The organism is Actinophytocola sp. NPDC049390 (genome assembly GCF_044466355.1).
Taxonomy (GTDB): domain Bacteria; phylum Actinomycetota; class Actinomycetes; order Mycobacteriales; family Pseudonocardiaceae; genus Actinophytocola.
This window is the reverse complement of sequence record NZ_JBITMQ010000010.1, coordinates 175,188-188,751: the sequence shown is the minus strand read 5'-3', so window position 1 is coordinate 188,751 and position 13,564 is coordinate 175,188. Positions and strand designations below refer to the sequence as shown.

Below are 13,564 nucleotides of genomic sequence, written 5' to 3'. Positions count from 1 at the left end.
GGTTTTGCTGACCCCTCAGCAGCAAAACCCGGCACGCGCCAACCTACGTCGACCACCGCCGCCGTCGTGTCGGGTGAACGCCTGACAGCTCCGGCGGGCGCGCGGTGGTCGACTGGTGCCGGACGGTTCCGGCGACACCAGTGTGCTCAGGCGACTTTCGCCGGACTTTCATCGTCGGGAAAGACCGGGGGGCGGGTGTCGGTGGAGTTCGCGGTTCTGGGGCCGGTGACCGTGGTGCGTGGGGAGCGGTCCGAGGTGCTGTCCGGGCGGTTGCAGCGGATCCTCCTGGGCGTCCTGCTGGCGCGGGCGGACCAGCCGGTGCCCGTGGACGTGCTGACCGACGCGTTGTGGGACGGCCGGGCCGACCCCAGGGCGGCGCAGAAGCTGCAGCTGCACATCCACCGCCTGCGGGGGTTGATCGGCGAGCCGGACCGGCTGTCCTACGGCGACGCGGGCTACCGGCTGCGGGTGACGCGCGACGAGGTCGACGCCGACCGGTTCGAGGCGCTGGTCACGGCAGGCGAGGCGGTGGTCGAACGGGAACCGCAGCTGGCGGTCGAGTCGTTGCGGTCCGCGCTCGCGCTGTGGCGGGGCGAGCCGTTCGCGGACCTGGACAACCCGCTGCTCGCCGACTGGTCGCGGCGCCTGTCCGAACGCAGGCTCACCGCGCTCGAGACGCTCTACCAGGCCGAACTGGCCTGCGGGCTGCACGCGCCGGTGATCGGTGACCTCACCGACCTCGTGGCGGAGCACCCCCTGCGGGAGCGGCTGCACGAGTTGCTGATGACCGCGCTGCACCAGGCCGGGCGCCAGTCCGACGCCCTGGCGGTCTACCAGCGGGCCAGGGAGACCCTCGTGTCCGAGCTCGGCCTGGAACCGGGGCCCGGGCTGCGTGCGCTGCACGCCCGCGTGCTGGCGGGAGAAGCGCCGCCCGCGCCGCCCGTGCCGCTGCGGCACGACACCCCGGCGCAGGTGCCCATGGACGTGCGCGGGTTCGTCGGCCGCGACGCCGAGCTGGCGGAGCTGGACGGGTTGCTGTCCGCCGGGACGTCGGCCGCGATCGCCGTGGTGACCGGCACGGCGGGCGTGGGCAAGACCGCGCTCGCCGTGCGCTGGGCGCACCGGACGCGGGACCGGTTCCCCGACGGCAGGCTCTACGTCGACCTGCGCGGCTACGGTCCCGACGAACCGATCTCGGCCGCCGACGCCCTCGCGGGCTTCCTGCGCGCGCTCGGGCTGGACGGCGCCGCCATCCCCGAGGACCTCGAGGAGCGGGCGGCCCGGTTCCGCACGATGGTCGACCAGCGCCGGATGCTGGTGCTGCTCGACAACGCGCGCACCGTCGAGCAGGTCCGGCCGCTGCTGCCCGCGGGCCCGACCTGCTTCACGCTGGTCACCAGCCGCGACGCGCTCGCCGGGCTGGTCGCCCGCTACGGCGCGCACCGGCTCGGGCTGGAGCGGCTCCCGCCCGCCGACGCCGTGGTGCTGCTGCGCGAGCTGCTCGGCACGCGGGCCGAGGTCGAGCCGTCCGCGGTCGAGGCGCTGGTCGAGCGGTGCGCACGGCTGCCGCTCGCGCTGCGGATCAGCGCGGAACTGGTCAGGGCCCGCCCGGCGCATGCCATCGGCGACCTCGTCCGCGACCTGGCGGAGGCGCAGGACGCGCTGGACCTGCTCGACGCCGCGGGCGACCCGTACACCGCGGTGCGCGCGGTGTTCTCCTGGTCCTACCGGCACCTCGAGCCCGCGGTCGCCCGCGTCTTCCGCCTGCTCGGCAGCCACCCCGGCCACGAGCTGGACGTCCACGCCCTCGCCGCGATGGCCGGCGCCGGGTTGCGGGACACGCGCCGTGCGCTCGGCGTGCTGGTGCGCGCCCACCTGGTCGACGAGTCCGTCGACGGGCGCTACCAGTCGCACGACCTGTTGCGCGCCTACGCCGCGGAACTGGGCGAGGCCACCGACGCCGCCGCCGACCGTGCCGCCGCGACCGACCGGCTGTTCGCCTACTACCTCGCGACCGCGTCCGCCGCCATGGACGTGATCGCGCCGCACGAGGCGGAACGCAGGCCGAAGGTCGCCGCGTCGTCCGCCGAGCTCCCGGTGTTCGAGACCTACGACGCGGCGTTCGGCTGGCTGGACGCCGAACGCGCCAACCTGCTCGCCGCGGCAGAGCACGCCCCGCCCGAGTACCTGGTGGCGCTGTCGGACACCGTGTGGCGCTACCTCAACACCGGCGGGTACCACGACGACGCGGTCACACTGCACACCAAGGCCCTGCACGCCGCCCAGTCGCTCGGCGACATCGCGGGCGAGGCCAACGCACGGCGCGTGCTCGGCGGTGCGGCGGCGCGGCTGGGTGCCATCAGCCTCGCCGTCGAGCACCTGCGGCCCGCGCTCGCGCTGTACGAGCGGGTCGGCGACCGCTCGCTGCAGGCCGCCACGCTGAACAACATCGGGGTCGCGTACTGGCGCCTCGGTGACCTGACCTCGGCGGGGGACAGCTTCCGCCAGGCGCTGGCGCGCTACCGGGAACTCGGCAACGTGCGCATGTGCGCGCCGGCCACCAACAACCTCGCGCGCATCCGGTACACCCTCGGCGAGGCAGCGGAGGCGTACGAGCTGTTCGAGGAATCGCTGGCGATCTCCCGTGCGGTGGGGAACCGGACCAGCGAGACGAACGCGCTGTGCGGTCTCGCGGAGGTGTGCGCGGGCGATGGACGTGCCGGGCAGGCCATGGAGTACGCCCGCCTCGCACTGGGGACCGCGCTGGACACCGGGCACCGCAGCCTCGAAGGCACCGCGTTGCGCCTGATCGGGATCGCGCACAGCGTGCGGGGCGAGCACCAGGAGGCCGCGCACCACCTGGACGTGGCCCTGCGGATCGCACGGGGAGTCGGCGACACCGACCAGCTCGTCGCCGCACTGCTCGCGCGTGCCGCCGCGAGCGCGGCGGCGGGTGACGCGGACGCGGCGCTGTCGTGGTACCGGGAGGTGCTGGCCTCGGAGCGGGGCCAGGCGCACCGGGACGACTACGCGCACGCGCTCGCGGGCGCCGCTGACGTCCTCGCCGACCGCGGTGACCACGAGGAGGCGAACGAGCACTGGCAGCGGGCGCTCGCGATCTACCGCGAGCTGGGCATGCGGCGGGCGGACGCCGTCGCGGCACGGCTCGGGCGCCTCACCACGTCGGCTGGTTGAGCTCGTGGAGCGTGATGACACCGTCGTCCAGCGCCCGGGAGACCAGCTCGCTCTTCGTGCGGGCGGCCCGGCCGACGTTGGCGTACTTCGCCCGCACCCGCGAGATGTGCGTGTCCACGGTCTTGACGGTGATGTGCAGCTTCGCGGCCACGAGCTCCTTGGACAGCGCGGCGAACCAGGCCCGCAGCACCTCGACCTCGCGGGGCGACAGGCGGGGCCTGCCGGGGTTCTCGTCGGCGATCAGCGCGCCCGACAGCGACGGCGTGGTGTAGTCGCCGCCCCGCGCGGCGGCCCTGATCGCGGGCACGAGGTGCTCCGGGCCCTCGCGCTTGGTCAGGTACGCGAGCGCGCCGAGGTCGATGCACTTGATGGCCGTGGCGTCGTCGGCGTGCTGGGAGTACACGACGACCCGGCGCCCGCTGTCCACCAGCCTGCGCAGCTCGCCGAACTCGGGCCTGCCCGGCACCAGCTCCAGGTCGAAGATCACCACGTCGGCGTCGGCGCCCGGACCGGTCCACACGTCGGCGAGCCGGTCGCCCGCGTCGACGAGCGCGATCGGCGGGGTCGCCTGCGCGCACCAGTACCGGACGCCCGCCGCGATCGCCGCGTGGTCGTCCACGATCACCGCCGTGATCAGGTCGGCATCGGCTGCCACGTCGCCTCCGTCCAGATCTTCCCGGTGCCGCCGAAGGTCTCGACCCGCACGTCCGGCGTCGTGTGCACGGGCTCGGCGGGTTCGTCGCAGTCGGCGACCACGTTGACCGAGACCTCCTCGGCGCTGCCGACCACGGTCACCCGCGCCCACGAGCTCGCGGTGGCGAGCGCGGTGAGCGCGGCGTCGGTCAGGGCACGCCGGACCGGCACTGGCGGTACCGGCCAGGTGCCCCTGGCGTCGAACTCGACCTCGACGCCCTTGCGGTCCGCGATGTCGGCGCAGTGCCGCAGTTCGTGCAGCAGCGGGTTCGCCACCGCGTCGGTCTCGGCGAACAGTCTGCGCATCCTGGCCGCCTCGATCGAGCAGCGTTGCCGCACCTCGGGTGTCGACGGGTCGAGCGAGGCGGCGGCGAGCCCTTCGAGCAGCGGCACGGTCGTGGTGGAGAGTTCGGCGAACCGCTGCGCCCTGCGGCGGTGCGCGGTGACCGCGACGGCCTCGGCCGTGCGCACGCGCTCCAGTTCGCGGGTGGCTGCCGCGGCCTCGGTGCCGATCCGCCGCAGCACGGCGGCGACCACGGCGATGCACAGCGGAAGGCCGAACACGGTCACCGAGCCGGTGGCGAACCGGGCCAGCGACCCGCGGCTGACGTCGTGGAACAGCAGCAGGTTCGCCAGCGCGAGGACCTCGTGCGTGACGAGGAAGGCCATCTGGGTCCGGAACGGGCGGTCGAGCAGGACGACGAGGCCGATCCAGTTGGCCACGCCGAACACCCAGTCGACGCCGGTCGACGTGCGGTTGTGCGGCAGGTCCGTGTACGAGAGCACGGTCGCCGCGAGCACGACGGCGATCGCGAGCCACCTGGCGCGCCGCCACGGCCTGCGCCGCGCGACCAGCACGGCCTCCGCGGCGAGCACCGCGGCCAGCGCGCCGAACGCCACGACCTGGAGGGCCGGGACGTCGAACCGGCCCAGGTTCCGCAGGACCGCGGGCAGGCCGAGCGCGAACGTGGTCGCGGCGGTGACCAGCAGCACCGCGATCCGCAGCCCGCGCCGCAGCTGTGCCCTGGTCTGCTCGTCGGCCTCGTCGTCGCTCATGCCGGGGCCCGCCACTTCAGCCGTACCACCGTGCCCGCACCCTCGGCGGAGGTGACCGTGGCGGTGCCGCCGATCCGCGCCATCCGGCCGTGCACGGACTCCCGCAGGCCGCGCCCGGCCGGTCGGCCGCCGTTGGCCGCGAAGCCCGTCCCGTCGTCGGCGACCTCGACCGACACCTCCGACTCGTTCCCGGTGACGCGGACCGTCGCGCGGTCGGTCCCGGCGTGGCGGCGGACGTTGTTGAGCGCCTCGCCCGCCGCGCCCGCGACCGCGCCCGCCACGTCGAACGGCAGTGACAGCCGGGGCGGTGCGTCGACGTCGACGGTCAGGTGGCCGGCGTCGAGATCGGCGCGCAGCAGGTCGACGAGGTCGGCCCGTTCCGGTGCCTGCCCGCCGTGCGACCGCATCCGCTCCAGGTCCCGCCGTGCCTGCGGGGCGAGCCACGCCGTGCCGGGCGGGACCTGCCCGACCCCCACCATCAGCAGGGTGGTCGCCGCGGTGTCGTGCAGCGAGGTCACCAGCTCCCGTTCCTCGGCACGCACGGCCGCCGCGACCGCGGCCTCCCGGCCGGCCCGCGCCGCCTCGGCCGCGATCCGGTCGGCGCGCCGCGCGGCACGGGTGACGAGCACCAGCGCGAGCCGGGACAGCGCGGCCACCACCAGCACCCACACGGCCGCGCGTTCGAGGTCGGCGGGCGCGTCGGCCGCGATGAGGATGGCCAGCCACCCGCCCGCGGTCACGACCACCGCGACGGCACCGGTGAGCGGCGGGGTGTACCACTGCCAGGTCAGGCAGGCGAAGGTGATCAGCAACCGAAGCCACCCCGTGTTGCCGCCGTCGACCGCGTCGGTCCACAGCACGCTCGTGGCGAGGCCGAGCAGCACCGCCACGTCGAGGGCGACCACCACCGGTCCGACGCGTTCCGTCCGGCGCAACCACCACGCCTGACCTGCCGTCCACAGCACCGCCGCGGCCATCACCAGCACGGTGGCGGTGAACACGTCGTCGTCGGCCCGGAGCGGGGCGATCGCGGCGATGGGCACCACGGTCGCGACGCGCACGGTCGCGGCGTAGCGGCGGCAGAACCGCCCCAGCAGCCGCTCGGCCTCGCCCGCCACGTGTACCTCGCCCGGCCCCTCGAACTCGGTCGAACCTCGCGCGGCAGAACTTACCGGACCCGCTGACCGCGTCCCGTTTGTACGCCTCTTGTACGCGGGGTTGTGAGCATGCCCACGAACCCCGGGCGAACGGAGCACGTGGATGAACCAGTCACCGGACACCTACTCGAGGCGCTGGCTGCTGACCCGCGGGATGGCCGCGGGCGCGGCGGTGGCGGTGCCCACCCTCGCGGCCACGCAGACCGCGTCGGCCGTCGGCGCGCTGGCGGTCGTCGACATGGAGCTGGTGCTCCTCGCCTGCCAGGTCGACCCGCCGAAGGCGGGCACGGGCCTCACCGCGGGCTGCGGCCCGCACGTCCTCCCCGTCGAACAGGCGTTGCGGGCCGAGGGCCTTCTCGCGTCCGGGAACGTCGACGGGCACTACGGCACGGCCACACTCGACGCGTACGCCGCGTGGCAGCGCAGGCTCGGCTTCTCCGGCATCGACGCGAACGGCGTTCCGGGCCGCACGTCGCTGACACAGCTCGGGTCGGGCCGGTTCGACGTGACCAGGGTGGTGACGACCGGCTCGCGCACCGACTCCTACGGCGGGCGGCGGGTCAACACCCGGACCGCGAACATGCTGCGGGCGGCCGACGCCAGGTTGTCCTGGGGCCTGACGCTGACGCAGGGCTCCTACACGTCGAGCAACCCCGACTCGGCCGGTACCCACGACGGCGGCGGCGTGGTCGACATCAGCGTCAGCGGCCTGACCAGCACCCAGCGCTGGCAGACGATCAGGGCGCTGCGCACCGTCGGCTTCGCCGCGTGGCTGCGCACCCCGTCGGACGGGTTCGCCTACCACATCCACGCCAACGGCATCTCCGACCCGGACATGTCGCGGCCCGCGCGCAACCAGGTCCACGACTACTACTACGGCAGGAACGGCCTGGCGAACCACGCCGCCGACAACACCCCAGAGGCGTACCGCGTGGCGTTCACGTGGTGGGAGAAGTACAAGCGCGGCTGACGGACCTGCACACCGTTACCGGGAGAAGCGAGGGAACAATGGCAAGGAAACGGGCATCCTGGCTCGTGAAGGGCCTGGCGGCGGCCGTCTCGGCCGTGGCCGCGGTCGGCCTCACGGCCACCGCGTCGCAGGCGCAGACCGACCCCACCACCGGGGACGTCGGCATCATGGCGTCCCACAAGAGCCCCTTCAACTGCGGCAAGACCTTCTACGCCAACAACTGGTACCCGGGGCACAACCCGTCGGGCTCGATCGACTGGCAGAGCTACGGCGGCGACGCGATCGGCGGCGAGACCGTGCGCGCCACCGCGGGCGGCACCGCGCGGTTCTACTCCACGCTCGCCATGGGCGACGAGGTCGGCATCATGGCGTACGGGAACTACGTGGTCGTCACGCACGGCGACGGCACGAGGACCCGGTACGCACACCTGGCGACCATGGTGCGCGGCCCCGGCTCGTCGATGTCGGTCGGCCAGGGCACCGCGATCGGCACCGTCGGCGGGACCGGCGGCAACTACGCGCCGCACCTGCACTACGAGCAGATCACGTCGGGTGGGTCCATCGACACCAGCCCCACCGTCGAGGGCGTCACCGTGTCGCTCGGCCAGAAGAAGGCCATCAAGAGCACGAACGCCTGCAGCAGTGGCGGCAACCCGTACACGCCGGGCGAGGTGTGCGGCAGCGGCTACAGCACCATCGACCGGGCCGGCCTGACCGGTGGCACCGTGTACCTGATGTACAACTCGGGGAACGGCTACAACTGCGTCGTCACGCTCAAGTCGACGAACCTGGGCAGGGCGACGTCGGTGTCGGCGTTCCTCGAACCGCAGGGCGGCACCAGGACGACCGACTCGGGCAGCTACGGCTACTACGCGGGCCCGGTCCGCAAGTACGCACCCGGCACATGTGTGCGGTGGGGCGGTTCGGTCGGCAGCAGCTCCTACACCAGCCCGTTCGAGCACTGCGGCTGACGGAGTGACTCGCGAAGGGGTGTGACGGGCGGGATCACACCCCTTCGCGTCCGCGCTACATCGGTTCAGACGACGAGTGGCCGTACCGGGATCCGTTGTCGCGGCGTAACTTGCTCGGATGGTCGCCCCAACGACGACGGTGCCCGTCGTGCCCCTGCCCGCCGAGCTGGTCGAGATCGTGCGCGGACAGCTGCACCGGTTGCCGGAGCTGGCCGACCAGCTGGCCAGCCTCCTCGGCGAGAAGGACGAGTTCTACCGCAGGCTCGACGCCACGTCCCCGCGCGAGCTGCGCAAGGTCTGCGAGGTCAACCTCGCCCGCGCGTTCGACGCGTTCATCGAGGCCCGCGAGGTCGACCTCGAGACGGTCCGCAAGACCGGCCGGGCACAGGCACGGCTCGGCATCCCGCTCTCCGCCGTGCTGCGGGCGTTCCGCATCGCCGGCACGTTCGCCTACGAGGGCATCATCGACCGCGTCGCGCCGCCCCGGGTGCTCACCCCGGAACAGCTGATCCCGGTCAACGCCATGGTGTGGCAGATCATCGACGCGTTCTCCGACGTGATCGCCGACGCCTACACCGAGGTCGCCACCGAGTCCGCGCGGTACGACGAGAAGGCACGGCTCGCCGTCGTCGACGGGCTCATCGAGGGCCGGTTCACCAAGCCGGAGGAGTTCGAGGACGCCGCCCGCGTGCTCCAGCTCCCGACGACCGGGCCGTTCGTGGTCGTGTACGCCGATCTCGACGCGGACCCGGGGCCTTCGCACGTGGTGGCGTCGGGGACGTTGCGGTCGGTGTGGCGGCGGCTGCCAGACGGTGAGGTCGGGGTGGTCGCCGTGGGACGCAGCGCCGATCTGCGGGCCTTGCGGAAGGCGCTGGAGAGCACGGCTGTCGCGGTCGGTGTCAGTCCGCCGGTGTCCGGGTTGCCGTTGGTCCCCGCTGCGTTGAGCCGGGCGCGGATCGCTCGGGCCTGTCTCGCTGCCGGGGAGACCGGGGTGATCGGGTTCGGGGAGCGGCCGGTCAGCACTCTGGTCGCCGGGGCGCCGAAGCTGGCTCGTGAGTTGGCCACCGATGTGCTCGCCGAGCTGCTCGGGTTGCCGGTCGCCGAGCGGGACGTGTTGCTGTGCACGTTGCACGCGTGGTTTGCCGAGCACGGGTCGGCTCGGGATGCCGCCGAGCGGCTGTTCGTGCATCCCAACACGGTTCGGTACCGGATTCGGCGTGTGCAGGAGCTGACTGGGCGTGATCTTGGGGATCCCAAGGGGATCGCTGAGCTTTATCTCGCTGTGGAGAGTGTTCGGTTGTGTGAGTGAGCTTTGGGGTTTCCCTTCGCGGTACGCAATCCGGGTTGGGCTGGTTGTGCCGGCGGACAAGGTTGTTTGTCCTGGTGAGCCGTCGATAGGCATGGGGGTTACTCCGACCAGTCGCACCTGCTAGGCCTCACACCGGCAACTCCGCGTCCGGGGTTCGGGCGTCGTCCTGCCGGTCGGTGCTGGTGATCTACGGTGGCAATCCTTCAGGCCCGGGTGACCTGTGTCCAGCGTTGGAGGCTCGTTGATGCGCCGTGCGGGTGTGGAGCTGTCCGTCGTTGTGCCCGTCTACAACGAGGAACGGCGTCTGCCCGGCAGCCTGGTCGGGCTCGGCCTCGCCCTGCGCGGGTTGGCCGCCGAGGTCATCGTCGTGGACAACGGGAGTACCGACCGGACGGCGGACGTCGTGCGCGACCAACGGTTTCCCGTGACACTCCTGCACTGCCCCGACCGCGGCAAGGGCGCCGCCGTGCGTGCCGGTGTGCTCGCCGCGCGCGGGCGCTTCGTCGGGTTCTGCGACGCCGACCTCGCGGCCAGCGTCGACGCGTTGCCGTCCGTGTTGCGGCTCCTGCGGCACGGTTCGGACGTGGTACTCGGGTCGCGTGCCCACCCCGGGTCGCAGGTGCGGGCCCGGCACAGCCTGCTGCGGCGGTTGGGGGCGTGGGCGTTTCGGCGTGCCGCCCGTTCCATCGTGCCGGGGGTCGGCGACACCCAGTGCGGGTTCAAGTTCTTCACCCGGGAGCTCGCGGTGGCCGCGTTCGAGCCGCTGCGCACCAAGGGGTTCACCTTCGACGTCGAGGTGCTCGCCCGCCTCCAGCGGCTGGGCGCGGTCGTGGAGGAGGTGCCCGTGCGGTGGATCGACGTCGCCGGTTCCTCGTTCGCTCCGCTGCGGCACGGCCTGCGCAGTTTCGCCGACCTGCAGCGGATCCGCGCCGTTCTCGACACCGAACCGCGTCCCGTGCCCGATCTCGTCCCGGAGGCCGCGTAGATGCGTGTCGTCGTGGTGAACTGGCGCGACCTCGGGCACCGGCACGCGGGCGGTGCCGAGACCTACGCGACCCGTGTCGCGCACGAGCTTGCCCGGCGTGGGCACGACGTCACGTACCTGACCGCGCGTGACACCGGGCAGCGGGCCACGGGCTCCGACGGTCCGGTGTCGGTCCACCGCCGTGGCGGGCGCTGGACCGTTTACCCGTTGGCGCTGCTGTGGTTGCTGGTTCGACGGCGGCGGATCGACGCCGTGGTGGACTGCCAGAACGGCATCCCGTTCTTCACCCCGCTCGCCGTCGGCGGCGCCCGGGTCGTCCAGGTGGTGCACCACGTGCACACCGACCAGTTCGGTGTGCACTTCCCGGCGTGGCTGGCCGCGGTCGGGCGGTGGCTGGAGGGTCCGGTCGCCGGCCGGGTGTACCGGCGCGCGGTGTCCGTCGCCGTCTCGCCGTCCACAGTGGAGGCCATGCGTGCGCGGTTGCGCTGGCGTGGCCCGGTGTACGTCGTACCCAACGGGAACAGCGCCGCGCCCGCCGAACTGCCGGCGCGTGCCGCCAACCCCACGATCGTGTGCCTGGGGCGGCTCGTGCCGCAGAAGCGGGTCGACCGGCTCGTCGACGCGGTGGCGGAGCTGCGGAATCGCGTTCCCGACCTGCGGCTGCACGTGATCGGTGGCGGGCCGGAGGAGGCGGCGCTGCGTGCTCTCGCGGCCGTGCACGGCGACGCCGTCACCGTGCACGGCCGCGTCAGCGAGGCCGTGAAATCGGAGCTGCTCGGCCGCGCGTGGCTCAACGTCACGTTGTCCGACGGTGAGGGCTGGGGCCTCGCCGTGCTGGAGGCGGCGGCCCACGGCGTGCCGACGGTGTGCCGGGACGTGCCAGGTCTGCGTGACTCGGTGCGTCACGGCGAGACCGGCTGGCACATGCCGTCCGGTACGCCCGTGGCCGACGTCCTCCACCGGGCACTGGCGGACCTCGCCGACCCGGTGCACGCGGCACGCACCGCCACCCGCTGCCGCGACTGGGCGGCGTGTTTCGACTGGACCGACACCGGCGCGCGGTTCACGGCCGTGGTCGAGCGGCACGTCGCGGGCGAGGAGCGCGGTGACTGGCTGCCCGGCATGCCGGAGGCTACCGTCGCCGAGGGCGTGCCGGGCGGACCGTTACTCGTGGAGCAGTGCGCACCGGCCGACCTGCTCGACGCACTGCGTGCCCGCGCACAGGCGGACGTCGCCGTGCGCGCGGCGAGCACAACCGAACGCCTGCTGGGCCGAGCCGTCCCGGCCGGTGCGAACCTTCGACCGCGGTCGCGGTCGTGACACTTGGAGGACAACCGTGCGTCGCTACGTCACCTTCATCATCCTCGGACTGGGGGTGTTCGCGGTGGCCGCAGGCCTGCTGCTGCGCTTCTGGGCGTACCCGAGCCTCGCCAAGATCCCGCACGACGTCGACAAGATCTCGGTGGCGCACGGGGACGGCATCACGGCGCTGGTGTACGTGCCGAACGGGGACACGTCGACGCCCGAGATCCGCGAGAACCTGAGCCTGACGTCCACCACCAAGGTCACGGGCAACCTGCGTGCCGAGGAGGTTGTCGAGGACGGCGACGTCACGGTGTGGCGGGAGGCGTCGGAGGTCAGGACGGACGACGCCGACGGCCTGGTGGTCAACGCGAGCCTGCGCTCATTGTGCCTCGACCGGTTCACGGGCGAGGCTGTCGCACCGTGTGAGAACCAGTTCTACGAGGACACCGAGGGTGAGCGCGTCGTCGGCGAGCGGGGCACGGTGCAGCAGCCGGGGCTGAACTTCAAGTTCCCGTTCGACACCCAGAAGCGCGACTACCAGTGGTTCGACACGACGCTGAAGAAGGCGGTCCCGGCCAACTTCGTCGGCGAGGAGGAGGTCAAGGGACTGCCGGTGTACAAGTTCGTCCAGACCATCCCGCCGACCATGGTCGACGAACTGGACGTGCCGGGCTCGCTCGTCGGGCAGCCGGACGTGCCGACGGTGCGTGCCGAGCTGTACTACGAAGCCGTGCGGACGGTGTACGTCGAGCCCGTCACCGGTGCGGTCGTCGCCGGGAACGAGGACGGCAAGCAGGAACTACGCGCGGACGGCCGGTCGACGGCCGTGTTCGACGGCAAGCTCACCATCACCGACGAGACGGTGGAGGGCTATGTCGCCGACGCGAAGGGCAACATCTCGAGCCTGTGGGTCATGACGGGACTGCCGGTGATCCTGTGGATCGTGGGTGGCGTGCTGATCCTGCTGTCGATCGCGTTGCTGGCACTCGGCAGGCGCGGCAAGCACAGCAGGACCGCGGGCGCACCCACGAAGGTCGCCGAACCGGTCTGACCACAAAGGACGGCCCGGCCAGCGCACTGAAGGACCCCTTCGGTGCGTTGGGTGTGCTGAAGGGCCCTTTGGTGCGGTCGGGGTGTGCTGAAGGGGTCCTTCAGTGCGAGCGCGGACTGCGTGGGTTACGGGACCTTCGGGGCTCGTCCACGGTCAGCTGTTCTTGCGTAGCACGAGGACCGCGTTCCAGCTCGCCACCTCCCGCAGCGCGGGGACCCGCATGACCCAGTTCGCCCACCGCGGGTGGTAGCGCGGGAACGCGTGCACGAGCGTGGCGTCCTCGCACGCGGTCACCCACCGCAGCACCGCGCCGACGGAGTACGAGAAAAGGCTTGTGCCGTAACGGTTCTTCGGTTCGTGACCGTTCCGTTCGGCGTACCGGCGGGCCGCGTAGTCCCCGCCGAGGAAGTGCCACGGCGACGTCTCGTGCCCGCCCCACGGTGACCACCACGGCGTGAACGACAGGAACACCGTGCCACCGGGCCGGGTCACCCGCACCATCTCCGCGAGCATCGCCCGCGGTTGCGACACGTGCTCCAGCACGTTGGACGAGTAGCAGACGTCGATCGAGCCGGTGCGGACCGGGAGCCGGGTGCCGCAGCCGCGCACCATGTTGTGCCCGATGGCGCCGACCTGCGGGTCGACACCGATGTACGTGGCGCCGTGGGCGCGGAACGCGTCGGCGAAGTAGCCGGGGCCGCCGCCGACGTCGAGCAGCACCCGGTCGCGCAGTGGGGCGTACGCCGCGACCTGTTCGGCGGAGTCCGCCGCCAGCACCCGGTAGAAGGTGTCCCCGTCGGTGTGTTCCTGGCGGAACGCCCGGAACAGCCGCACCGAACGGGACAGCGTGGCTGCTTTGTGCACTGTGGAGG

General features: G+C 72.6%; 11 protein-coding genes. 7 read left to right on the top strand and 4 right to left on the bottom strand.

Annotated elements, in window-relative coordinates:
- Positions 1–201: 201 nt before the first annotated feature.
- Positions 202–3,195 (top strand): BTAD domain-containing putative transcriptional regulator, encoded by a 2,994-nt coding sequence (locus ACIBVP_RS27045; protein ID WP_396109146.1) that lies wholly within the window; start codon positions 202–204, stop codon positions 3,193–3,195.
- On the opposite strand, the gene ACIBVP_RS27040 is transcribed toward ACIBVP_RS27045, so the two are convergent.
- Genes ACIBVP_RS27040 through ACIBVP_RS27030 form a run of 3 tightly spaced genes read right to left on the bottom strand, consistent with a single transcriptional unit; the run spans position 3,176 to position 6,062 of the window.
- A complete protein-coding gene (locus ACIBVP_RS27040) occupies positions 3,176–3,850 on the bottom strand; it encodes a response regulator (RefSeq protein WP_396109145.1) in 675 nt (224 codons plus the stop codon). The genes ACIBVP_RS27045 and ACIBVP_RS27040 overlap by 20 nt on opposite strands.
- Positions 3,829–4,944 (bottom strand): hypothetical protein, encoded by a 1,116-nt coding sequence (locus ACIBVP_RS27035; RefSeq protein ID WP_396109144.1) that lies wholly within the window; start codon positions 4,942–4,944, stop codon positions 3,829–3,831. The genes ACIBVP_RS27040 and ACIBVP_RS27035 overlap by 22 nt, the downstream gene beginning before the upstream one ends.
- Positions 4,941–6,062 (bottom strand): sensor histidine kinase, encoded by a 1,122-nt coding sequence (locus tag ACIBVP_RS27030; RefSeq protein WP_396109143.1) that lies wholly within the window; start codon positions 6,060–6,062, stop codon positions 4,941–4,943. Before ACIBVP_RS27030 ends, ACIBVP_RS27035 begins: the two co-directional genes overlap by 4 nt.
- A 142-nt stretch (positions 6,063–6,204) precedes the next feature.
- Here ACIBVP_RS27030 and ACIBVP_RS27025 point away from each other — a divergent pair, with 142 nt between their 5' ends.
- The 6 genes from ACIBVP_RS27025 to ACIBVP_RS27000 all read left to right on the top strand — a co-directional run bounded on the left by ACIBVP_RS27025 (position 6,205) and on the right by ACIBVP_RS27000 (position 12,692).
- The gene (locus ACIBVP_RS27025; RefSeq protein WP_396109142.1) at positions 6,205–7,071 is read left to right on the top strand and encodes a peptidoglycan-binding protein; all 867 of its coding nucleotides are present in this window, start codon (positions 6,205–6,207) and stop codon (positions 7,069–7,071) included.
- A 38-nt stretch (positions 7,072–7,109) separates the two neighbouring features.
- Complete coding sequence (locus ACIBVP_RS27020; RefSeq protein ID WP_396109141.1) at positions 7,110–8,042, top strand: M23 family metallopeptidase; 933 nt, start codon at positions 7,110–7,112, stop codon at positions 8,040–8,042.
- A gap of 118 nt (positions 8,043–8,160) precedes the next feature.
- Positions 8,161–9,351 carry a PucR family transcriptional regulator gene (locus ACIBVP_RS27015; protein ID WP_396109140.1) on the top strand — a complete coding sequence of 397 codons (1,191 nt, stop codon included), beginning with the start codon at positions 8,161–8,163 and terminating at the stop codon, positions 9,349–9,351.
- Between the two features lie 244 nt (positions 9,352–9,595).
- Positions 9,596–10,336, top strand: coding sequence for a dolichyl-phosphate beta-glucosyltransferase (locus tag ACIBVP_RS27010; RefSeq protein ID WP_396109139.1), 741 nt, complete (start codon positions 9,596–9,598; stop codon positions 10,334–10,336).
- The gene (locus ACIBVP_RS27005; RefSeq protein ID WP_396109138.1) at positions 10,337–11,656 is read left to right on the top strand and encodes a glycosyltransferase family 4 protein; all 1,320 of its coding nucleotides are present in this window, start codon (positions 10,337–10,339) and stop codon (positions 11,654–11,656) included.
- Between the two features lie 16 nt (positions 11,657–11,672).
- Positions 11,673–12,692: a DUF3068 domain-containing protein gene (locus tag ACIBVP_RS27000; RefSeq protein ID WP_396109137.1), complete on the top strand. Its 1,020-nt coding sequence runs from the start codon at positions 11,673–11,675 to the stop codon at positions 12,690–12,692.
- Positions 12,693–12,845: 153 nt separating this feature from the next.
- Here ACIBVP_RS27000 and ACIBVP_RS26995 read toward each other — a convergent pair whose 3' ends face one another.
- Complete coding sequence (locus ACIBVP_RS26995; protein ID WP_396109136.1) at positions 12,846–13,556, bottom strand: class I SAM-dependent methyltransferase; 711 nt, start codon at positions 13,554–13,556, stop codon at positions 12,846–12,848.
- Between the last annotated feature and the right edge of the window lie 8 nt (positions 13,557–13,564).